The following is a 23,034-nucleotide window of genomic DNA, read 5'->3' as shown; positions in this document are numbered from 1 at the left end:
TGTGCTCATTGTTCCTTACTCCACCATGCCATGAGATTGCACACGAGTGCCGGGACTGACTTCAGAGAAAGCCAGAACGATCAGATTCGGTAAAACCGGGTGAACCAAGCGGCGAAAGGCTAACCGCAACTCACGCGGGCAGAGCAAGATGGGATAATGACCGGCTTGAGCCAGTTTTTCCATTTGCTCGGCAGTACCCTTCAAAATGCGCTGGGCAAGGGCGGCATCAATTTGAAGATTTAGTCCATTACCGGAATTGGCTAAAGCCTCTCGTAGTGTTGTCTCTAATTGAGGTGAAAGTGTGAACACGTGGAGGCAATTGTTTTCATCACGATAGGGACTGGAGATGGCCCCAGCCATAGATTGGCGGATAGCCTCAGCCAGGATGTCGGGATCGCGGGTGGTGTTGATGTGGGTCGCAATCACTTCCAGGATGCCGGCAAGATTGCGGATGGGCACACGCTCGCTGAGCAAGTTGCGCAACACTGCCTGTAACTCACCCAGACTGATCAGTTCTGGCACGACACCCTCTACCGCTGCCGGTGAGCGGGCCTTGAGATGGTTGATCATCTCTTGTACCATTTGGCGATCCAGTAATTCTGGGGCGTGCTGCCGGAACAGTTCGGCGAGGTGAGTACTCAGCACCGAGAGAGGTGTCACTACGGTATAGCCCAATAATTCCGCTCGGCCGCTTTCAGCCTCTTTGATCCAAACCGCGGGCAACCCAAAAGCCGGTTCGGTTGTTGGAATGCCTTTCAGATTCTCGCTACTGGCAGAGGTAGGAATGGCCAGCATGTGATCTAGCAGTAATTCGCCACGCGCCACCTCTTGCCCGCGGATTTTAACGCGGTAGGCTTGGGGTGGGAGACGCAGGTTATCGCGAATGCGCACGATAGGAAGGATAAGCCCAAGTTCAGTAGCCAATTGACGACGTAGCGTGGTGATGCGGCGCAACAGGTTATCGGGAGCGGCTTCATCAATCAGAGGAATCAACCCATAACCGATTTCTAGTTCCACCGGATCTACAACAACCACTTCAAGCATATCCGTAGGGCTTTCGGCTTCGGTTTTCGTTGCAGTGGTTTCTTCAAGAACCGTGACTGCGGCCTTTTGTTGTCTTTGGTGAACCCAATAGGCTGCCGCCCCTAACCCGGCAGCCAGGAACAAGAACGGTAACTTAGGAAATCCAGGAATGAGTGCCATCAACCCCATCATGGCCGCACCAGCGACCAGGGCATTTTGGTTGGAAAACTGCCCTAATATCTCATGCCCGAGGGAGCGTTCTGAGGCATTGCGGGTAACCACCAAACCTGATGCAGCAGAAATGAGCAGCGCAGGCACTTGAATCGCCAGGCCAGCCCCGATCGTAAGCAAGGTGTAGGATTGAAGAGCATCCATGAGGGGAAGACCGCGCTGGAGGACACCGATGGCAAAGCCGCCCAGGATGTTGACTACCATAATGATCAATGCGGCGATGGAATCGCCCTTGACAAACTTGCTAGCGCCATCCATTGAACCGTAGAAATCGGCTTCGAGTTCGATCAGGTGGCGACGACGGCGGGCTTCCTCTTCGTCAATCAAACCAGCATTGAGATCGGCATCTATGGCGAGTTGTTTGCCCGGCATCGCGTCCAGGGTAAAGCGGGCCGCCACCTCGGCAACGCGCCCGGCGCCATTGTTGATCACCACAAATTGGATGATCATGAGCATCAGGAATATGACAACCCCGACAACGTAGTTATTGCCCAAAATCAAATTACCGAAGGTTTCGACCATCTTTCCGGCGTTGCCCTGGACAAGGATAAGGCGGCTGATGGCGATGTTAATCCCTAACCGAAACAGCGTAACCAGCAATAACAGGGTTGGAAACACCGAAAAGTCCATCGGTTGACCGATATAGAGTGTAAGAAGCAAGATTCCCACCGAAAGGGCAAGATTTGCTGCCAACAGGATATCTACGACTACGGGTGGCAAAGGGAGAAGCAGCAATAAGACAATAATGACGACTCCCACGGCTAAGGCATAGTCGCTTGAACCGAGGAGATTAGAGATTTTTAGGGCAGGAAGTGGACGGGTGTCGGTCGTCATATCGTCGTTCCCCAAATGAGATTCAGGTCGTTACGGCTCGGGAGAAACTTCCATTTAGGCGATAGACATACGCCAGTACCTCGGCAACCGCGGTATAGAGTTCGGGGGGGATTTCTTGATCTAAATCCACCGACTGATAAATCAGCCGTGCCAGGGGGGGATTCTCTACGATTGCAACTTGATTAGCACGTGCTATTTCTTTGATGCGTTGAGCCAGGAGGTTAACCCCCTTGGCGATAACTTTGGGGGCGCGCATGGTCGCCGGTTCATAAGCCAATGCAACTGCGACGTGGGTGGGGTTGGTAATCACAACGGTGGCTTTAGGGACATTGGCCATCATGCGCGTGCGGGCCAAGCGTTGCTGATAGGAGCGAATACGACTGCGTAACAGGGGATCACCCTCGGTTTGTTTTAATTCCTCTTTTAGTTCTTCACGGGTCATGCGCAGCGACCGTAGGTAATTCCAGCGCTGGTAACTGTAATCAAGGACAGCCAAGACGAGGTAAAGAATAGCGATTTGAAAGGCAAGACCGAAGGCAATTTCCAGCCAGAGCGACAAACCACCGACAGCATCGTTTTGATTTAAACCCAAGAGAATGGGAAGCCGCGGACGTATGTACGCAAAGCCTACACCCCCGATCAGGAGCAACTTAATGAGAGCCTTGGCCAATTCGAGCAGGCTATGGAGCGAGAAAAGACGTTTAAACCCTTTGATGGGATCCAGGCGATCCAGGTGAAAACCCAAGCGTTTACTGGACCACAGAAAACCGGTTTGGGCTAAGTTCACTGTGACCGCAGCCGCAAGGATGCCGCCCAAGGTTAATCCCAACCAGGGAAGCCACAATCCCGCATGACTGACCAGAGAGAGAGTGACCAATGAGTTCATGTTGGGGGTATTTTGAGGAAATTCAACGAGTAAGGCCTTGATCCACTCCCCGAGGCCATTTGCTAACTGACGGGCCGGTCCGTGAAGGAGGACAAGCCCGGCCAGCAAGACGATGGCTGCACTTAATTCAGGACTGCGGGCAACATTACCCTCCAGACGGGCTTCGCGGATTCTTTTGGGAGTGGGTTGCTCGGTGCGTTCACTCATTCCTGGGTTACCCTCCAAGCAGGCTTAGCATGCGCGGCCCTATTTGTTCCAGAAGAGCAATCAGGCCGGGTAGAGTGTAAGCCAGGCTCATTGCCAGCACCAGCAGGCCGGCACCAACTTTGAGCGGAAGCCCCAAGAAGAAGACCTGTATCTGAGGGGCGGTGCGAGCCAGCAATCCTAGGCCAAGATCAGCCAGGAGAAGGGCGCCGAAGACAGGCAAGGCGATTTGGATGCCGTTCAGAATAAGCAAGGACGTGGTGTGTAGGATTTCGTCCAACGGTAAAGCGTTCAGGCTGGCGTTTAGAGGCAGTACCTCAAACATCTGAGCAAGGGCAGTTAACACCCTGTGGTGTCCATTAATCACCAGGAAAATGAGCATAGTCAGCATTACGAAGAATTGATCTAAAACCGACCCCGAGTCACCCATGAGGGGGTTCAAATAACGGCCCGCGGCGAAACCGCTGCCTAAACCGATCAATTCGCCTGCGGTTTGTAACGCGCCGAAGGTCAAATCCAGTGCCAGCCCTGCGGTGAGGCCGATAATCAGTTCGCGCAAGACGGCAAAGGCAAAGGGTAAGAGTGTTAGTGCAGGGGTTTCCGGCGTTATTGACTGCCAAGGCGAGAGTAAGAGGGTGAGCAAGATACCCAGGCTGATGCGCACCGAGGTTGGAATGACCTGTCCACCCAGCACAGGTAGGCGCGAGAGCACTGCTAAAACGCGGGTGAGTGCCAGGAAGAAGAACTGAGCTTGGGCGATTGAAATCAATACCATAACCAGGTCTGCCTCTAAGGTTGAGAATACCCCGGTCATAATTGAGATGCAGTAAAGGTAGGATGAAGCAGGGATAAAGTTTCCGTAAAATCGGTGCAGGGGGCTAAAGAATCGGATGTGGGTGGGCGTTAATAAGCAACTATAGAATGTTATCTTCCCCCAAATGCCGCCGGATGCGTTCCAAAAACTGGTCAGTATTCACCGGTTTGACGAGAAAATCCTGCACCCCCAGCGCGGCGGCTTCAGCCACAACCTCGGGAAAACCCAGGGCTGAGATAATGATCACTTGGCGGGGATGTAAAACCCGATTTTCTTTCAAGCGACGAATCAGGTCAAGACCGTTAAGACGGGGAAGCCAGATATCGGTAATCAACAGGCGAGGTGGATGCTGAAGGCATGTCGTATATGCATCCTCTCCGTCGGCTACAGTGATCACCGTTACGTTAAGCCGCTGGAGCGCAGTGCTCAACATGTCGCGGGCGAGGGCATCCCGTTCAGCCAAGATAATCACAGGCAAAGAAGAAGATAGTCCTGTACCGTTCATCTTACCTATGAGGATTGAGGCTGGTTGACCAGATAACGATAGGCTTGATCGCGCAGGCGTTCATAATCAGCGCTATTCACATGAAGAATTGCCAGAGCCTCGGGATGTGGGATATCGCCATACGGATCGGTGATGCCGATGGTGTCACGGGTGGCAATTGCGCTGGCCAGGTTGACGATGGCAGCAAGGTGTGGATGTTCGAACGAGAGCGAGGGGGCGTGATGATAACGAATTGCCTCGACCAGCACCGTGGGAAACGACCACTTTTCGGCCATCATACCACCGACCTGAGCGTGATTGAGGCCAATCACGGTTTCCTCGGCCTGCCAGAGTAACGTCTTCTTGGTGTGCATCAATTCGAGAAAGGCTTGGTAATCCAAAAGCAAGTACTGATCTAAAAGCAACTTGCCAATGTCATGGAGCAACCCCCCGATATAGGCTTCCTCGGGATTGGGATAATTGAACCGTTGGGCCAGCCATTGCGCGATTGTGGCGGAGGCTACTGCATGATTCCATAACTGACCCGGTCCAAGGCGGTACCCCGGCAGGCCGCGGTTAAGTTGGTTGGATACCGCCGCGCCCATGACCAGGGTTTTAATGCGCTTAAAGCCCAGGCGCATAATAGCTTGGTGCAGGGTGGTGCACTCCGGTGCATAACCGAGCGAGGCGGCGTTGGCCATATGCAGTACCTGCGAGGCCAGGGCTTGATCTAATCCGATCAATTCGGCTAACAGGGAGGCTGTGGTGTCGGGTTCTTCCAATGCGCGCAGAATTCGAGTCACATTGCCCGGCAGAGGGCGAAGGCGGTCAATGGCTTGAAGCAATTGGGTGAGCCGAGTTGCGCGCATAGTCGAAGGCGCTTAATGGACAAGATTAGGCAGGGTTTGAAAGAGATTGACGGTAAATTGAACTAACTGCTGGAGCATCCAGGCGCCTAGGAGGAGGAATACCAGGGCAATGCCAATTATTTTGGGGATAAACGTTAAGGTCACCTCGTTGATCTGTGTGGCCGCCTGGACTAAACTCACCAGACTGCCGATAACTAAACTAATAATCAGTACTGGTCCAGCTACCATCAACGCGACCATCAGGGCATTTTGAGCCAAAGAGAGCACGTAAGTTTCGCTCATGAAAGGCATCCTCCCCAGATTTACATAAAACTCAAGGTTAGGGAACGGGTGATAAGATACCATCCATCCACCATCACGAAAAGCAACAGTTTGAATGGCAGCGAAACCAGTGAAGGCGGAAGCATCATCATTCCCATGGAAAGCAGAATGCTGGAAACCACCATGTCTATCACCAAGAAGGGAATATAAAGCACAAACCCCATGGTGAACGCAGTGCGCAATTCACTAATGACGAATGCGGGCAGAAGTACTGCGGTAGGAATTTCTTCCAATGAATTGGGTTGCGGGCTTCCGTTGATTTCCAGGAAGAGTTGGAGATCCTTTTCGCGAGTTTGCTTGAACATAAACTCCCGAAGCGGCTCCATGCCGCGTTGGAAGGCCGTTTTTTGGTCAATTTCTTGTTTGAGATAGGGTTGAATGGCCTGTTGATCAATTTGGTTATAGACCGGGTTCATAATGAAAAAGGTTAGTACCAACGACAACCCAATAACAACCTGATTGGGAGGAATGGTGGGTGTGCCGATGGCATTGCGAAGCATCGAGAGAACAATCACTATCCGGGTGAACGATGTGGCTAGTATCAAAATGGAAGGGGCCAGGCTTAGGACAGTAAGTAGCACCAGGAGTTGCACCCCTGAACTCATTTGTTGGGGGGACGTTGCCGGCTCCAACGTCAGTGTAACCCCGGGCGCGCTAAATTGAGAATCCCCAACACAACCGCTGAGCAAAACCGTTGCGCCCAATACGAATAGGATAATGAGACTACGCCTTTTCATTGCCAAGCCTCGCCAATTTGAGCATTTACACCCTGGGCTGGTGCATTGAAGGAAGAGGATGTTGTGCGTTGAACAAGCAATTCGGCAAATGAAAGAGGGAGTGACTCATCAGAGGAAGCCGATGCGGTTGGAGATACGGGAGGGAAAGCGCTGATGAGTGTCACCTGATGGTCGGTGGCTGCGATCAGGAATTGCTGATCTCCTACCTGGATGAGGTGCAATGCTCGGCGTGATCCTAACGAAAGCGTTTCACGCAGCACAATTTGGCGGGTGGTGGAGCGGGGCATCCATCCCTTCCAGCGCTTCAAGGCTTGCAGGCTAAGATAGAGCATTCCTAATGTTAGGGTCAATGCCATTAAAGTGCGGCCCAACAAATAGGCTGTGCTATCTTGGGCTGAAAAGTGTTCATTCCCCAGTGTAAGGCCAACGATGAAGAGCAACCCTGCTCCCAGCCATGGCCAGGACGACCGCTTTCGAAGCAGAGTCAGCCAGCGGTTGCTGATTAGAACGCCCTTATTCATGGCTAGCTCTCTTTATCTCGCTTTTGCGAGATCAATTCGCTGATGCGCACGCCGAATTTGTCATCCACAACCACGACTTCACCGCGAGCGAACAGACGGTCGTTGACGTAGATATCCACCAAATCCCCGGCCAGGCGATCCAATTCAACCACGGAACCGTTTTGCAGGTCTAGAACTTGGCGGAGTGACATTTGCGTTCGCCCAAGTTCCACGGTGACTCGCAGCAGGATATCATAGAGCATGTCTAAACTGGCTTTGTTATCGGATGTTCCGATACTTTTAGTTGGGACAGGTGGCACTGGAGGAGTAGGGCGCTCAAAGGATGAGGGGGCCTCTTGAGGGCGCTCTTCAGATTTTCGTTCGGGCGTCGGATTAGACAGGTTTTCTTCCATTTTGGGTTCCTCTGGCTCAAAAGATAGTGGGCTTATGCCGGATCGTTAATCTTTCCAGTGATTTTCACGGCGAGATATTTGCCAACTTTACCGATTTGTCCGTAAAACTTGTCCTTGTGAGCAATTTGAACTGTCAGGTCTTGGTAAATGCTGGTGTCCAAGACGATGACATCCCCTACCTGGAGGTTAAGGACATCATGCAGGCGCATCTGGCAACTCCCTAACCAGACGTTAACCGGCAGGTAAACCTTATGCAGATTCTCCAGGGCAATTTGACGGGCAACCGGGTCAATCTGTTTCTCTTTGCGTCCAGAAATCCAAACGTGAGGGTTAAGATCGTTGGCGATCGGTTTGAGGGTGCTGAAGGGAATGTAGATGCTCATGGTGCCGGTGGTGTTTTGGATCGTCATTTCGAACGTAAGGCACATGACGCGTTCGTTGCCCATGAACATCTGCACCCAATGCTGGTTGATGGTGCTATCTTCCAACGTGGGCTCGATTGAGACCACTTTGCTCCAAGCCGCTTTAATGTCATTAAGCATGTTTTCGACCAGATCACGCAAAAGGGACTGATCAATGTCGGTTAGAGGGCGGTCCTTGCGATTCAGATTGGAAAGTTTTCCACCCAACAACTGCTCCAGCATGATCCGATCAATATTGGGGCTAAAAGTAAGCACGATTCGCCCGGGCAAGGGGGCCAGGATGATCATGTGGTACAGACTGTTGGGGGGCATATCTTTGAGAAAATCGTGAAAGCGCCCCTGTTCGGTATGCACCAGGCGTGGTTTAAGGTTTGTGCGAAGAATGGTCGGCAGTGAGGTTGCCAGGCGCTCGGCTAGATCTTCGTGCACCAGTTCAACCGCCCGCATTTGCTCTTTAGAGAAGCGGTCGGGTGACCAGAAGTTATAGGTGCTGATATTGCGCCCCTTTTCGGTTTTCTCGCGTGGAGCCGCTGGTGTCTCTCCCATCAATTCGGCGAGGTTAATGCTCCCACCGTCGCCGGATTTTTCCAGTTCTATGGCTCCGCTGAGCAAGGCGTCAATTTCAGCCTGGGTAAGCATGGTTTAACCCTCACTCAACAACGAATTCGGAGAAGTAAACGGCAATGACTTGATGTTCAGGGATGCGGGCATTGATTCCATTCATGATATCCTGGCGCAGTTGTTCCTTGCCCTCGGCGGTGTAAAGCATGTCAAAGGTCTTGGTTGAGATTAATGTGATAATGACATCGTTGATGAGGGGTAGTTTCTGGTTTATGTCGTCCTTTAGACTCTGATTGGGATCAGTAGCCTGGCCTTCCCCTTTGGTTTTGGTGCTTTGGGCTTCGGGGGCTACTTCGGGGCGGAATTCCAGCACGACGTTGATGCGAATGTAGCGCCGGCCCGAAGGATCGGCTAAGTTGATAATCTTGGCGCCGGTGTCAATCATGACCCCTTGCCCGGGTAGGATCTGGGGTGTTGGCGTGGGTAAGGGTAGGGTAGGGACCTCGCTGGCGATGGGATCTCCGTTACTATGAGTTTGGCCCGGATAGGTGTAACTGAGATAAAAGGGTTTGGGTAGATCATCCGGCGCGAAGACGATATAAGCGACAGCCAGACTAAGCAGGTTTCCCGTCAATAAGGTCAATACCACCACCATTTTCAAAACGATGCTCAAAATACTGGTTACCTTAGCCATAGTCACTCCTTAATTGCCCAACGAGGGACTTATTCCCGATTCAGATCCCAGGAGAGGTGTGATTACATTTGATTCAACCTTATAGATAATGATGATTTCGGCACGGCTATTAAGGGCGCGATGTTCTGGGGTGTCATTAGGAAAAATGGGTTGATATTCGCCACGTCCGGCAACTGTGATGCGCCGAGGGTCAATTCCGGCATTGATCAGATAATTGGCAATTACCATTGCCCGCGCTACCGAGAGTTCCCAGTTGGTCGCATACCGCGGATCTGAAGGTGGGCTATTATCCGTATGGCCCACCACGCGAACATTATTGTCAATAGGCTTAAGCATTTGAGCGATCACATCTAAAACGGGATAGGCAGTCGGCTGAAGTTCGGCTGTGCCAGGGGTGAAGAGAAGTTGTTGGCTGAGCGAGATCAGCACCCCCTCGATATTATTTTGGACACTTACTTCGCGTCCCATGTTGTATTGGGCTAGGAGTTGGGTCAGTTGTCCGGCCACTTCTTGGGACTCAGGTGGTTTTTGGGGGATGCCAGGGACAATGATGGGATTAGGTGAGCCATCTGGATTAGTACCCCCGCCCTGATTGATAGTAGGATCAATGACTCGTACCGCTCCACCCAGGGAGAAAGCGGCGCGCAAACTTTCGGCCAGTTGTTTGTATTTTTCGACATCAATCTGGCCCATTGAGTACAAGACCACAAACAGCACCATCAGCAGGGTGATGAAATCAGCGTAACTGACCAGCCAGCGCTCGCTGCCGCCATCACCCTCACCACCACCGTGACTCATGCTTCAGCCCTCGCTTTCTTGGATTCTGAAGATCCCCCAGCGGTCTGAGGTTGTTTTTCTGCGCTCACTGCAAACTTGGGCGGGAGGAAGGCCATGAGTTTCTCACGGACGATGCGCGGGTTTTCACCGGCTTGGATGGCCAGGATGCCTTCCATGATCATATAGCGGTACTGCACCTCTTCCTCGCTTCGCGACTTAAGTTTTGACGCGATTGGCAAATAGATCAGGTTGGCCATCAGTAAGCCCCACAGGGTGGCGAGGAAAGCCGAGGCAATTGAACGGGCTAACTGATTAGGATCATCAAGTTGTTTGAGTACGCTAATTAGCCCCATAACCGTACCGATAATACCGAACGTGGGGGAGAAGCCGCCTGCAGCGGCAAAGAGCCCCGCCCCGCGCCGGTGACGGTTTTCCATATGGTGGATACTGCTCTCTAGAATCTCACGCACCTGATGGGGATCAACTCCATCTACCACCATCATGATGCCTTTTTGAAGAAAAGGCTCTTTGATCTTCTTGGCTTCATCTTCTAATGCCAATAACCCTTCGCGACGGGCCTTATCGGCCATACGGGTAATCAGGTCAATCACCTCAAGCGGCTCAAACCGATTTTGGGTAACGGCGAGCATGATGAGTTTGGGGAGTTTGAGTACTTCCTTGAGGGGTGAGGAAATGGTAGTGGCGGCCAGTGAGCCCCCGACAATAAGTAAAATCGGGGCGGGATGGGCAATGAGCTCCACCGGCGAGCCGCCATCCAGGATTAGAACTGTGATCAGAATGACCACACCAGCAATGAAGCCGACAATGGTTGCCAGATCCATAAACTATGCTCCTGCGGAAGATGGTTCGTAACGCCCGGTCAGAACGGCGTGCCGGTATTCGATCACGCGGCGGGCGACCTCTGCGGGTGATTCGCGCACGACAATTTTTGATTCATCCACCAGCGTTATTACTGTATCTGGGGTAGCTTCCACGCTTTTGATCAATTCCGCATTGAGATAAAAAGAATTGCCTTTAAAATGGGTCAGACAGATCACAGTTAACCTCATTGGATTTACCAATCGTTCCAGCGCTAATTTCCCGCGCGTTTTCTTTTTAGCACACCTGAAGTTGAAGAGCCGTAAATTGGCCGTGAAGGCGAGGTTAACCTTCCCTAAAAAACGGCTTAAAGTTCGGGTGCAAGGTGAAGGTCAAATTTTGTAAGGATAGTGTTAATTCCAGAGGCGCTTGGGCAGCTTATAATCTGCATCAGATTGATGAAATACCCCCTTTATGTTGAAGAGCCTGTGGAGGCAATGTGGTGCAAAATTACCGCCTGATTGTGCTTGATGATGATCCTGCACAGGGGGAGATGATTAAGGCCTATCTCGAACTGGTCAGTCACTATCAGGTGGATGTGGTAACCGAGGTTGAGGCCTTTTGGGACTATCTTGATCACTCGGCGTATGATTTAGTCTTACTCGACTATAAGTTAAGGGAAACCAACGGTTTAGAGGTGCTATCCCAAATAAAACAGCGCGGGATTCGTCTCCCAGTGATTATGATTACCGGGGAAGGAGATGAACGTGTAGCTGTCCGCGCTATTCAAGAGGGCGCCAGCGACTATTTGGTCAAGGGGGGTGATTATTTATCAAGTCTGCCGGGGTTGATTCAGCGCGCAATACGGATGTTTGAATTGCAGACCCTGGCTGAACGTTCAATGGAAGAGGCGCGTTATCAGGCGCTCTTACTTGATAATATTCGTGATGCGGTTGTAGTGTGGGATTTAGAAGGTAAGATCACCTACTGGAATTTTGCGGCAGAGAAATTATTCGGTTGGAAAGCGGTCGAGCGATTGGGACAACCTGCATCCGAGTGTTATTTCAACCTATTTGATCCCCCTATTCGCATGCCCAGTATTGAGGATACGGCGGGCTTGGAAGTGGAGCGAGCCTGTGTAAATCGTCATGGGCAACATTTGTGGATCAGTTCGCGCATTATGCCGCTACGTCAATATTCACCGGAAGCGCGATTGCTGGGTTTCATGGATGTCTCACGGGATGTAACCCGTCGCCACCAGGAACGCGAGATGTTGCGCCACAGCCAGCATTTTATCGCGCGTATCCTGGATACATCACCAAGCATGCTCTATCTTTATGATTTGAACGAGAATCGCCTTGTCTATGTTAATCATCGCTTGACGGATGTGCTAGGGGTGCCGGCCGGTGCCTGGTTCGGCAAAGAAGGGGACCTGTTTGCAGGTTTGGTACACCCGGAAGATGCTGACCTGCTGCATCAGTTCCGAGAGACGCTTATGCAGGCACGGGATGGCGAAGTGCTAGAAACGGAATTCCGGGTGCAGGATAGTCGCAAGGGCTGGCGGTGGGTTTACACCCGTGAGACGATTTTTCAGCGTAATGCGGAAGGGAAACCAGTTCAAATTCTTGGCGCCGCACAGGATATTTCTGCCCGCCGGCAGGCGGAAGAAGATCTTAAGCGACGTATCAAAAGTGAGCGTTTGCTGGCGGATATCTCATCACGCCTGATCCATATCAATCAAATCAATCTAAAAAGCGAGATTAGTGAAGGTTTACGCTTGTTGGGCGAGATGATCCGTGCAGACCGTGTGTTTATTTACGTCCTTCCCACCGGAGAAGAACACCTTACCTTATACACTTATTGGGAAAGCCAAGCGGTCCTTCGGTGGGCTTCTCACCGCCTAAACTCTCAAGTTGCCTTAGGGGATATCTCAACCCTGTGGAAGGCGTTAGGAACAGGGCGAAATTTGAGTTGGACGGCATTGGATGATGAGAACGAAACACTACGGCGAGAATATTTGAATCTTCAGCCCGACGGCGCTAAAGTTGTTTTAATCTTGCCGCTTATGCACAATCAGCGAATATATGGGGTTTTGGGGTGTGAAAGCCTTTCGGATGTAACTGTGTCCTTCGATGATTATTTGCCCGTAATGCGCGAGGTGGGGCGCACACTCACCAACGCAATGGTGCAAGCCGACTTTAATCGGGCCCTAAGCGAAAGTGAAGCCCGCTACCGCGCCATTGTGGAAGATCACCAAACTGAGTTGATTTGCCGTTTCAATCCTCAGGGAATGTTGACCTTTGTCAATGAAACATTTTGTCGTTATCTTGGGCGTGAACGGGATGAATTATCGGGCGATTCTATTTTCAATTTGGTGTACCCCACTGATCGGGGCGTTTTAGAAGAAGGTATTGCCAAATTGACCACAACGAATCCGGTTAGTACCTATGAAACTCGTTTGCGGGAGCCAAACGAGCGCGAAATTTGGATTGAATGGACCAGTCGAGCCATTTTTGATCCCGGCCAGCAGTTCATCCTTGAGATTCAGTCCATCGGGCGAGATGTAACAGAACGGAAGCGGCTGGAAGCACAGGTGGAATCAGCGCGAGTGCAACTGGCTGAAGCCAATCGTCTCGCTTCCATTGGGTTGTTGGCAGCCAGTGTTGCGCATCTGATCAATAATCCCCTGACCGCCATCATTGCTGAAGCCCAATTGCTATTGCATCGACACGGGAGTCAGCCCTTAATCCGCGAATCGGCGGAGGCAATCGAGAAGGCCGGTTGGCGGGCACAGCAAGTGGTGCAAAAGTTACTCGGTTTTTCCACTCGGGCATCTGAACCCCATACTCTGGTGGATATCAATCAGACAATTTATCAGGCTTTAGACCTATTAAGCGATCCTTTAAGTGAGATGGCACTACGTCCTGCGCTGGTTTTACAACAAGAGCCACCTCCCAAGGTGTGGGGCAATGCCAGCCAATTGGTTGATCTGTGGCTTAATTTGCTTCTGCTAGCCCTGGATGGCATTGCATTGGGTAAACCCAAACATCCTTATCTCGCTCTGACGTCGCGGTGTGAGGATGGTCAGGTCGTGGTCGAGGTGACGGACAATGGTCTGGTCATTCCAGAAGATGAATTAGCCACAATATTTGAGCCGCGGGTTGTTTCCTCCAGCGAGGGGCGTGGGACGGGTATCGAGTTAACCCTATGTCGTGAACTGGTGCGTCAAAATCAGGGGATGATCGAGGTAAACAGCCACATCAATCAAACTTGCTTTCGAGTGAGTTTTCCCGGTGTGAGTCCAAATTAATTTTGTGAGGTGAGAGGGGTATGGAACCAGCCAACATTTTAGTGATTGAAGACGATACCATTGTAGCCCGTACAATTGAACGTTGTTTGCGCGGTGAGGAATTCCGTGTGACTGTGGCAAACAGCGGCATAGAAGGGCTGAAAGCGGCGCGACGGCATGTGCCCGACCTGGTAATTTTGGATGTGATTATGCCAGGCATGGATGGGTATGCTGTGTGCAAAGAGATGCGCAATGATCCGCTACTGGCCGATGTACCGATTCTCTTCCTTACCGCAAAGGTAAAGGATGAGGATCGCATTGCTGGTTTTCGCGCCGGAGCAGATGATTATTTAGGTAAACCCTTTAACCTGGACGAACTAATTCTGCGTGTGCGGGCGATACTCAAACGTACTCGTTATCGTGCTAAGAGTGGTGGCGAGGAGACCTCCGGTCGTTCGTTCCCCTTAGGGCAGTTGATACCGGGCATTTTCCAGAGCAAGCGCAGTGAAGAGAAACCTGCCGAATCATCGCGATTGATTTCGCTACGCGGGTATACGTTGGATACGCAGACCTTTGAGGTGATTACACCACACGCGGGTCGCATTCGCCTTACACCGGTTCAATATGACTTACTCTATCATCTGATGACTCATCCGGGAGAGATTTTCTCGCCCCAGCGTTTGCTGGATGAAGTGTGGGACTACCCTTCAGATGCAGGGAGTCCTGATTTAGTGCGTGTGCATATCAAAAATCTACGTGAGCGGATCGAACGCGATCCTAAGAATCCAGCCTTTATTGAGACTGTGCCGGGTTACGGCTATACGATTCGCAAAGAAGAAACTGCCTAAGCTCATGAGTCTCCAATCCAATCCTTCATCCTCGTCCTCACTTTTGATCGGGTTAGATCTTGCCGAGCAACTCAATGATCGGCTGTGGATGCAGGCGAACTTGGTCCAAGCGTTGCGGTCGGCACTTGAGTATTTATGCACCACGGCGGGCTTTAAAGGCGGTGAGGTAATTGTCCAAACCCCCCAAGAAGACCAATGTTATCTCCACTTGGCTCTGGATCCCCCTTATTCTTGGTCCCAGCCTTTGGTGCGTGAGAAATTGAATGCCCTTGTTCGGCAAATTCTTTCAGAAGAGCGATTAGTCATTGGGCGAACGGATCTGGAAGTAGGGGTCGCCTTGCCGTTGACGTCACCCCTAGGAATTCAAGGGGTGCTGTTGCTGGCAGGGGAACCTTCGGCGGAAACAGGAGATGAAACCTTGGCCTGGCTGGGGCGAACCTTGGGTCGGCGCATTGCCGTTGAGCGCACTTGGACCGGGCTGTCCGGGGGGCGAAGGGGATTGCAAAAGGCCTTGACCGCGATCAATGCGGCACATTCGGCGTTTCACGATTTGGAAACCGTAGAGACCCTACTTGCCCAGGCCGTGAATGAGTTATTAGGGGCTCATCAGGTGGTCCTTTATGTGTTCGAGGATACAGGAAGCGATTTGGCTTTGCGTAAAACCATGGGACGCGTAGGGGAGTGGCGTTCTGTAACCTCTTTAAGATTGGAACGAGGGTTGGTGGCCGAAAGTGCGCGACTCAAAGTTCCTCTTTTTATCCCTCGCGTTTCTGAAGATGCCCGTTATGATCCCCAGTGCGATGGAGAACTTGACGACGGGGATTCCGCCATGATTGTTTTCCCAGCCATTGCCGATCAACGGGTTCAAGGTCTCATCGTCGTCACTCATTTGCCGGGGCGGATGGTTTCAGATGAGGAGAAGCGGTGGTTAAGCGTGCTGGCTGGGGCATGGGCATACGCGATTCATAATACCCGATTAATCAATTCTCTCCGAGTGATCAATGCTAACCTGGAAGTTAGCCGCTGGCAGTTGATTAATTCCCGCAATACGTTACGCGCTTTGTTTGATAGTCTGCCTAATAGCATCTACATTGTGGATCGCCAATATACTCTGATGGCTGTAAACAAGAGCCGCGTTTCACGTCTTGGTGTGCATCCCAGTCAGGTGGTGGGTAAAGCCTGTTTTGTAGCGCTTTTTGGACGGTCGCAGCCTTGTGCGGGGTGTAAAGTAATGGATACATTTTTAAGCGCTCAAGCTCAGACACGTTCACTAAGCGAGCAAGCCGATGATGGTTCGTTACGGGAATGGGAGATCACCACGTACCCCATTCAAGGGGAAGATGGGCAAACGTTGCAGGTCATTGTGTATGAGAACGATGTGACTGAACGCCGCCGTATGGAATCACGGGTTATTCAGTCCGAAAAACTGGCTGCAGTTGGACAGTTAGCGGCCGGAGTGGCACACGAAATTAATAACCCTCTGGCAGCCATTCTGGCCAATGCCCAACTATTGCGGCGCGATTTACACAGCGAGGATGAGGGTATTGAGGAATCCTTAAGGTTGATTGAAATTGCTTCAACGCGTGCAGTGAGGGTGGTGCAGAACTTGTTGTCATTTGCGCGCAAGGATAACGGTGAAATGACGTGGATCTCCATCAACCAGTCTTTAGAAAAGGCACTGGCGTTACTTAATCACGAGATTGTTTCGCGCGGCGTACAGGTCGAAATAAACTTGGCGGAAAACTTGCCCGAGATTTTCGGCAGTGCCGAGAACCTGGAAAGCGTATGGCTCAATCTTCTTCTCAACGCTATGGATGCTATGCCGCAGGGAGAAGGGCGATTGGTGATTCGTTCCTGGCAGGATGATGAAACCCTCTACGTGAGCATCCGCGATAATGGATATGGTATTAACCCCGAGCATTTGCCTCATATTTTTGAGCCTTTCTTTACAACTAAAGGCCCGGGCAAAGGTACAGGGTTAGGGTTATCGCTGTGCTATCAAATTGTGCGTCAGCATGGGGGGAGTATTCATGTTGAAAGTCAACCCGGAGAAGGGACCGAATTTGTTGTGAGTCTACCCCAAAAATTCGCGAATTAAAATCATGGTGAAAGTGCTAATCGAAACCCCAGGGCGGGGGAGGTGTAGGTTGCAATAACCCCTTCACGCACCGTGCACCGTGCTAATTTGCGGCTGTAATACCATGAGCCACCGCGGACCACATATTTTTCACTATCATTAGGGATCTCACGTCCATCAGTGGCTGAGTAAGGATAAGGCCGGAAGAGACTGCTGGTCCATTCCCAAACATTCCCCACCATGTCGGCAACCCCATAAGGACTATCACCGGAAGGGGAATAACTTCCAACGGGTGTTGTGGACAATTTACCCCCTTCCTTGGTGTTGCAACGCCAGAGACCGAATTCGTCGCCCCAGGGATAGATCCGAGCGTCCATGTCGCCGCGCGCGGCTTTCTCCCATTCGGCTTCGGTTGGCAAGCGATACTTCATTCCGGTTTCCTGGTTTAACCATTCAATGTAGGCTAACACATCATGGCGCGAAACGCCCGTCACCGGATGATCATCCGTCCCGTCAGGATAATAGAAACCGTTCCAGGTGCGTGGCATACGATACCCGGTTCGCCAGACAAAGGCAAAATAATCGGCATTGGTGACCGGATATTGCGCAATGTAAAACTCCGGAACATAAACGATATGTTGAGGTTGTTCTACCATAAATAAATCGTTGTCGTACCACTCTTGCCATTCCTCAGCCCAGTCCTCACTACGCAAGAGGAATAGAACCTGCTCATCACTCAATCCCATAGTGAAAGGGCCTTCCGGAATCCGGATCATGCGAAAGTTACGGATTTGATAACTTTTACTACGCGTCAAGAAGGACGGGCGGGTATTCTTGGCCATCGCTAAACCTGTGTGGGAAATGTGGATTGGCGAATTTGCGCATAGGTACTCAAAATCGCGCCGACATTTTCCTGAACGCTTTGACCCAAAGCAAACAAGTAGGGTTCCTGTGCGGCGCGTTCTTTATAAAGATCCAAGTGATCTATCAACTCTATTAGGGCTTCTTCCCAAGCGTACGGGTCATTGCGTACCAGGGAGCCAAAATCTTTGAGTTCCTCATAAGGGGCACCTTGACTTGCAACCCAAGGGATTTTCATAATCATATATTCCAAAACTTTAATCCAGGAGCGGCGCTGGTCATAAGCTCCGTGGAGGGGGGCAATGCCGATATCGAACATTGCCAAATATTGCGGCCAGTTTTCTGGTGCTGTCCAGGGTTGAAAACGTTTCTGAGATTCGGGAACGTCAAGGGCGTGGAATACGCGTTCGTCTCCGCAGATGAGAATCTGCACCTGTGGGCGGCGGATACAAATGCGACGTAAAGCCTTAATGATCCCACTTTCAGTGAAGGATTGAAGATGCGATAAACTGCCTCCCCAGCCGATGACAATCCGTTCGTGCGGAAGAGGTTTGAGATTTAAGTAGCGGGGTAAGTCGAGGTAATTAGGCAGGTAGTGCACTGCTGCGTGGGCCCGCCAATCCGCGGCTAGTAGGCGGGAAGGGGTTGTTGCAGCATGGGCAAGTTGCAAGCCCCATTGAAATTGCGTCAAGGGCGGGGGTTGAATGACGGTTGAGAATGGTTTGCCATCTGGGCCATTCTGAACAATACGACCTTCTATCCAGAAGGTGTAATTCCGAACCTGGGGTGGCATTAGGTGGTATGCGTCGTCAAAATCCAGGATAATAGTTTTATCTCGGGCTTTCCAGTATTGCATCGCCTGTAAGACCGGCCCGAAGGCATTCCGTTGAATAACGATAATATCGGCCTCAGTGCAAGCCGCCATGGCTTCTGGTGTATGGTAGGCAAAATGGTCAATACGAATGAGTGTAGCTTGGTGCTGTCTGGTGGACTGAATGGCGCGGGCGGGGATGGCGCAGCGCCATTCTGCAGAATTCCACTCCTCAGGTGAGTCTGAAACGACATATACGATTTTCATGCTCGTCCTGGTATAACGAGATTTGCCGAAGTGGGAATAACCGCCTCGGTCGAGGAAAGAGGGAAACGCAATTTCTTTAGCAAGGCTTTCCATAAGGTGGCGAGGTGACGGCTCTCTCGCAAAGCGGCTTGGGTATTCCCAGCCCGGCCCAGTTGTCGGCGCACGTCGGCATCTACGATTAATTGCCGCAAGTAGGTGTGCCACTCTTCTGGGGAAGAGGCCGTAAATCCACCCGCACCCCATTCTCGAAAAGCGGGCAGGGGTGAAGCCACCCAGGGAATGCCTTTGACGCCAGCATGTATCAATAAGCGCTCAGAAAGTGATTGATTATAAGGAATATTGCGATGGGGAATGAGTAAAATGTCTATTAATCCCAATTGGTAGGGAAAGTCATCGGCAGACGTCGCCGGAAGGTAGAGTAATCTTTCAGGCGGGAGACTTCCAAATAGAGCATAAGCCTCGGGATTATCCACCAGCACCAGACGAGTCTGGGGAAACTCGCGCAACACCCTCAGGATGATGCGGCGGATAATCAGCAGATCCTCGACCTCTGAGCAGAAACCTACCCACCCCAGATTAATGGTGGAGCGGGGTGGAGACTTCTTTCTCCACATTGGGTTTTGTTCGGTCCATCCATCGGGCATGATTTCAACCCGCCGCCCGTAACCCTCTAACGCGAGGGCATGATTTTCGGTTGTGACTGTAATCACATCTGCCAACCATAGGCTGGCATGGTAGGCACGGGCTGTTTCGAGCGTGCCCAGACCTAAAATGGGGTAATAAGGGTGTTTGAGCGGAAGTTGTTCTGCATTATTGGTCAAATCGAGCACAATGGGGCGTTTCGCCCCGGCACAAAGGGCCAGATTGGCCATAAGACTGCTTGAGATGTAGGGGTTGATGGCAACGATTGCCTCGGTGTGCTCCAAACTTTCTGCAGACACCACGCCATTGAAAGTAACCTGAAAACCACCTGCCTCGAGAGCGGCTTTAATGACCCAGGCGCGTTCTTGGGACGGGGCATTCTCAGGGGCAAGCAGTAAGATAGTACCCTGATTGTCTATGGGGTCTGGGGTCTGAACGGTGTGATTCAGAGACTCCACATTTTGACGCAATCCTTCAAGCGCGTTAGCCAGTTCGATTTTGCCTTCCTGACGGGCCTGTTTCAGGTTTAATTCGATCAGGGCTGGAATAAGTCGTTCGATTTCGTCCAGGTTCTCAGCAACGGCTTGGGCCGGTTGTCGGCTGTGAAGCACAGTTTGAAGTAAATCGGCAGCCTTTTGGGTTAAATCATCACCCAGCCTTATGGACTGGCCTGTTAGGCGATAGAGTAACCGTTGTAACGCCTCCGGATGAAGGGGAGATTCTATACGGGGTGACGTAGGCAGTGATTCTTCTTGAATAAGTTGTAAACGGCGTAAAATTTCGGGATTATGAGGAATTATCTTCTCTGCCTGTTGGTAGAGGTGATAGGCTATCTCCATTTCCTCGGCGGCTAAGTACAAATCTCCCAAAATGATTAAGGATTCCCAGTCATCCGGATATCGGTTGAGAATTTCCGCTAGTAAGCTTACTCCCTCTTCAAGACGATTCGCACTTAAATAAGCGCGAACCATACTCTTTTGGATCTTTAGTGGACTGGGCGTAGAGTTAAAACCGGTTTGCATTTCTAAATATCCGCACCAAATGATTTACTTTAAGATAAAACCGGCGACGATAAAAATGTATAAAAGGGTGATGAAAGCCACGTAAAAGTGGGCTAAAGGGCATTGACCAAACTTATAGCGTTCCCAATAGATTGCTCCAAAGGCTTATCACCTCCCGATTGCGTGCCTCACTTTTCTTTCTCCCCGCCGCTCCCAGTTGCTGGCGTAATTGAGAATCCCGAACGAGGGTGCTGAGGGCGTCTCCCCAGGATGAAGGTGTCTCGGCAAAAATGCCACCCACGCCCCAGGTCTGGTATGCGGGAAGAGGTGAGGCTACCCAGGGCAAACGACGTGCTCCGGCCTCCACGAGTTTGATATCGGATTTGGCCTGATTGAAGCGGTTGTTAGCCAGTGGAGCAAGCAAGATATCGAAGTTCGCCAGCATTAACGGATATTCATTGGGGAGACGGAAAGGCAGAAAGACCTTCTGACGTTCGGGAAGCGGTTTGAACAACTCAAAAATCTGTGGGTCGCCGCCAATAAAAAGTTTCACTTCGGGATACGAACGCAGGAAGTGTAGAAGTTCATTGCGAACCAATAGGATATCTTCACGGTGGGTGGCTGTTCCTGCCCACCCGACGTTAATCCCAGTGTGGGGAGGTGCGGGTTGCTCCCAATTGGGGTTTTCGTCATCCCAGCCGTTAGGAATTACTTGAACGCGATGGGCGAGGTGCCCATACCTTTCAGCAAGTGTCGGAGTAGATACGACAAGTACAGCGGCGGCGCCGATGGCCAATTCAAGGGCGCGCAATATGTTGGGGTTTCCCGGCCCACAATGATAATAACCGGGGTGATGCACAGGAATATTGTGGAAGTCGTCATCAATATCTACAATGATGGTTTTTCCCTTGCGCACGCACTCTGCCAGGGCTTGCATGCTCTCGCGGCGAATGTGAGGGCGTAGGAAAATAACAACATCCGCAGATTCAATATCCTTGGGTTGGGGGTAGAGGATGAATCTGGTGTGATACCCAACCTGTTTGAGCCATCGCGCCGGCAGATGTAAACGAAAATCGGAGACCTCGCCGCTTCCGCAGAAAAGAATGGTTCGAAAGATTGGGGTAGTTGTGCGAGCGATTTGCGGTTTGGGTTGTTCTGGCTGAGCAATGCGATCAAGGGCGTGTAATGCATCTTGGGCTTGAGGATGGTCGGGTTGGCGTTGAAGCACCTGATGATAAAGCTCGCGTGCCAGGTTCGGCCTGCCTAAACCGGCATAACAATGTCCCAACCAGAGCCTTAACTCAACTTCATCAGATGTTGTAATTAGATTTTCCAGAATCTGGGCTGCGTGGGAGAAATCTTGGCATTGTAGACAGGCTAGTGCTAGATGCTTTTGGGCTACCTTGTTCGTACTTTCTAATGCGAGTGCTTTTTCGAATGCCAACCGCGCGTTGTGGGGATCGTTATCCATGAGCAAGGCTACCCCAAGGTTGTTATAGGCTTCGGCGGAATCGGGTTGGCGTTGGACAAGCGTTTCTAGGGTTTCCCGGGCTTCTTCGATCATTCCCAGGTGCAAGAAACAGGTGCCCAAAATAGATAAAATCGCCGGGTTATCGGGATCAATGGTTTGAACTTTTTGCAACGCTTCAAGGGCTTCAGGCCAATTTTCCGCTTGAAGAGCCTCTTCGGCTTGGCTTAACCAGGTATCCACCAGCGCTACTTCGCTCATAACAAGGTCCTAACCGAGAAGGGATGAAACGACCTACTTGGATTATAGGGGGGTCGCCTTTATGAACCCATAAATAGGGGTTGAAAAGAGCGTAAATTCCTCATGAAGAGTTCCGGATCGGTTGGGCTGGACATAAAACCGCTCAGGGGAAAACCAGTATTAACAGAACGGCCGGTTTTTTATGTCGCTTATATCCGCTTGTGGGCTGAGTTTTATTAAGGATTTATGGCAGATTGGCGAGGCGCTGGCTAAAATGGGAATGCCATGGTCAATGACTTGCTCCCGTTATTGCTTCAGCGTTTATTACAACCCGCTGTGGGCGAATCAACTCGTCCTGACATGAAGAACGAGGGAGAATTTGCCCAAATTCTGCAAGCCTGGCTGATAACCTCGCTCTCAACGCCGTCCACGAACAACTCAGCCGATTTGTCAGGGACGCTATTGTGGAGCACCTTGCTGGAAACGGTGATCCGCCAAAATTTAGCCGACGAGGGTGTGGAGGAAGGCTTGGTCGCCGAAAGTGGCGGGGAGGTTACTTCATCTCAACCCTGGCCTGTTCAGGGGCGTTTGACGCAAGAATTCCATGCCCATCATCGCGGTATTGATATTGCCGTGCCAGTAGGAACACCGGTCAAAACCACAATCAGTGGGCGCGTTGTTTACGCGGGTTGGAATAACCAGGGATATGGAAATTTGGTCATTGTGGAAAACGGTCCATGGCGCACGTATTATGCCCATCTATCTGAGATTCCGGTGCAGGTTGGGCAGTGGGTAGAAGCTGGTGAGGTGATCGGCCTTTCGGGGAATACTGGCAATTCTACCGGACCACATTTGCATTACGAGGTGCGGCAGCAAGGCATGCCTGTTCACCCTGATGAGTTATGGACTTTTCGTTCGCAAACCTGACGAAAACGAGGCAA

22 protein-coding genes are annotated in these 23,034 nt (G+C 51.3%); 4 read left to right on the top strand and 18 right to left on the bottom strand.

Going from position 1 to position 23,034, the window contains the following annotated elements:
• Positions 1–15: 15 nt before the first annotated feature.
• The 14 genes from flhA to QYE77_RS05165 form a co-directional block, all read right to left on the bottom strand.
• Complete coding sequence (gene flhA / locus QYE77_RS05230; RefSeq protein WP_315624324.1) at positions 16–2,088, bottom strand: flagellar biosynthesis protein FlhA; 2,073 nt, start codon at positions 2,086–2,088, stop codon at positions 16–18.
• A gap of 22 nt (positions 2,089–2,110) precedes the next feature.
• A complete protein-coding gene (gene flhB / locus QYE77_RS05225) occupies positions 2,111–3,181 on the bottom strand; it encodes a flagellar biosynthesis protein FlhB (protein ID WP_315624323.1) in 1,071 nt (356 codons plus the stop codon).
• Between the two features lie 7 nt (positions 3,182–3,188).
• Entirely contained in the window at positions 3,189–3,953 is a 765-nt protein-coding gene (locus QYE77_RS05220) for a flagellar biosynthetic protein FliR (RefSeq protein WP_315624322.1), read from the bottom strand.
• Between the two features lie 139 nt (positions 3,954–4,092).
• The gene (locus QYE77_RS05215; RefSeq protein WP_315624321.1) at positions 4,093–4,497 is read right to left on the bottom strand and encodes a response regulator; all 405 of its coding nucleotides are present in this window, start codon (positions 4,495–4,497) and stop codon (positions 4,093–4,095) included.
• A gap of 5 nt (positions 4,498–4,502) precedes the next feature.
• Positions 4,503–5,345, bottom strand: a complete 843-nt coding sequence (locus QYE77_RS05210; protein ID WP_315624320.1) for an HDOD domain-containing protein — start codon at positions 5,343–5,345, stop codon at positions 4,503–4,505.
• 12 nt (positions 5,346–5,357) lie between these two features.
• Complete coding sequence (fliQ, locus tag QYE77_RS05205; protein WP_315624319.1) at positions 5,358–5,627, bottom strand: flagellar biosynthesis protein FliQ; 270 nt, start codon at positions 5,625–5,627, stop codon at positions 5,358–5,360.
• 20 nt (positions 5,628–5,647) lie between these two features.
• Positions 5,648–6,403 carry a flagellar type III secretion system pore protein FliP gene (gene fliP, locus QYE77_RS05200; protein ID WP_315624318.1) on the bottom strand — a complete coding sequence of 252 codons (756 nt, stop codon included), beginning with the start codon at positions 6,401–6,403 and terminating at the stop codon, positions 5,648–5,650.
• Entirely contained in the window at positions 6,400–6,924 is a 525-nt protein-coding gene (locus QYE77_RS05195) for a FliO/MopB family protein (protein WP_315624317.1), read from the bottom strand. Before QYE77_RS05195 ends, fliP begins: the two co-directional genes overlap by 4 nt.
• Positions 6,925–6,926: 2 nt before the next feature.
• Complete coding sequence (gene fliN, locus QYE77_RS05190) at positions 6,927–7,316, bottom strand: flagellar motor switch protein FliN (RefSeq protein ID WP_315624316.1); 390 nt, start codon at positions 7,314–7,316, stop codon at positions 6,927–6,929.
• A 32-nt stretch (positions 7,317–7,348) separates the two neighbouring features.
• Complete coding sequence (fliM, locus tag QYE77_RS05185) at positions 7,349–8,377, bottom strand: flagellar motor switch protein FliM (RefSeq protein ID WP_315624315.1); 1,029 nt, start codon at positions 8,375–8,377, stop codon at positions 7,349–7,351.
• Positions 8,378–8,387: 10 nt separating this feature from the next.
• Positions 8,388–8,993 (bottom strand): flagellar basal body-associated FliL family protein, encoded by a 606-nt coding sequence (locus tag QYE77_RS05180; RefSeq protein WP_315624314.1) that lies wholly within the window; start codon positions 8,991–8,993, stop codon positions 8,388–8,390.
• 9 nt (positions 8,994–9,002) lie between these two features.
• Positions 9,003–9,791, bottom strand: a complete 789-nt coding sequence (locus QYE77_RS05175; RefSeq protein ID WP_315624313.1) for an OmpA family protein — start codon at positions 9,789–9,791, stop codon at positions 9,003–9,005.
• Entirely contained in the window at positions 9,788–10,612 is an 825-nt protein-coding gene (locus tag QYE77_RS05170; RefSeq protein WP_315624312.1) for a motility protein A, read from the bottom strand. The genes QYE77_RS05175 and QYE77_RS05170 overlap by 4 nt, the downstream gene beginning before the upstream one ends.
• Positions 10,613–10,615: 3 nt before the next feature.
• Entirely contained in the window at positions 10,616–10,828 is a 213-nt protein-coding gene (locus QYE77_RS05165) for a flagellar FlbD family protein (RefSeq protein ID WP_315624311.1), read from the bottom strand.
• A 260-nt stretch (positions 10,829–11,088) separates the two neighbouring features.
• Here QYE77_RS05165 and QYE77_RS05160 point away from each other — a divergent pair, with 260 nt between their 5' ends.
• Genes QYE77_RS05160 through QYE77_RS05150 form a run of 3 tightly spaced genes read left to right on the top strand, consistent with a single transcriptional unit; the run spans position 11,089 to position 16,824 of the window.
• Positions 11,089–13,899 carry a PAS domain S-box protein gene (locus QYE77_RS05160; RefSeq protein WP_315624310.1) on the top strand — a complete coding sequence of 937 codons (2,811 nt, stop codon included), beginning with the start codon at positions 11,089–11,091 and terminating at the stop codon, positions 13,897–13,899.
• A gap of 20 nt (positions 13,900–13,919) precedes the next feature.
• Positions 13,920–14,726, top strand: a complete 807-nt coding sequence (locus tag QYE77_RS05155) for a response regulator transcription factor (protein WP_315624309.1) — start codon at positions 13,920–13,922, stop codon at positions 14,724–14,726.
• 4 nt (positions 14,727–14,730) lie between these two features.
• The gene (locus QYE77_RS05150; RefSeq protein ID WP_315624308.1) at positions 14,731–16,824 is read left to right on the top strand and encodes an ATP-binding protein; all 2,094 of its coding nucleotides are present in this window, start codon (positions 14,731–14,733) and stop codon (positions 16,822–16,824) included.
• A 2-nt stretch (positions 16,825–16,826) separates the two neighbouring features.
• Here QYE77_RS05150 and QYE77_RS05145 read toward each other — a convergent pair whose 3' ends face one another.
• From QYE77_RS05145 to QYE77_RS05130, 4 genes are all read right to left on the bottom strand, one after another.
• The gene (locus QYE77_RS05145; RefSeq protein ID WP_315624307.1) at positions 16,827–17,645 is read right to left on the bottom strand and encodes a formylglycine-generating enzyme family protein; all 819 of its coding nucleotides are present in this window, start codon (positions 17,643–17,645) and stop codon (positions 16,827–16,829) included.
• Positions 17,646–17,647: 2 nt separating this feature from the next.
• A complete protein-coding gene (locus QYE77_RS05140; RefSeq protein WP_315624306.1) occupies positions 17,648–18,742 on the bottom strand; it encodes a glycosyltransferase in 1,095 nt (364 codons plus the stop codon).
• Complete coding sequence (locus tag QYE77_RS05135; protein WP_315624305.1) at positions 18,739–20,355, bottom strand: hypothetical protein; 1,617 nt, start codon at positions 20,353–20,355, stop codon at positions 18,739–18,741. The genes QYE77_RS05140 and QYE77_RS05135 overlap by 4 nt, the downstream gene beginning before the upstream one ends.
• Positions 20,356–20,518: 163 nt before the next feature.
• Positions 20,519–22,114 (bottom strand): tetratricopeptide repeat protein, encoded by a 1,596-nt coding sequence (locus QYE77_RS05130; protein WP_315624304.1) that lies wholly within the window; start codon positions 22,112–22,114, stop codon positions 20,519–20,521.
• Between the two features lie 264 nt (positions 22,115–22,378).
• On the opposite strand from QYE77_RS05130, the gene QYE77_RS05125 reads away from it, so the two are divergent.
• Positions 22,379–23,020: a M23 family metallopeptidase gene (locus tag QYE77_RS05125; RefSeq protein ID WP_315624303.1), complete on the top strand. Its 642-nt coding sequence runs from the start codon at positions 22,379–22,381 to the stop codon at positions 23,018–23,020.
• The last annotated feature ends 14 nt before the right edge of the window (positions 23,021–23,034 follow it).

This window comes from Thermanaerothrix solaris (genome assembly GCF_032334255.1).
Classification (GTDB): Bacteria; Chloroflexota; Anaerolineae; order Anaerolineales; family Anaerolineaceae; genus Thermanaerothrix; species Thermanaerothrix solaris.
Note: the sequence above shows the minus strand (reverse complement) of the source record. Positions and strands in the feature narration are given on the sequence as shown.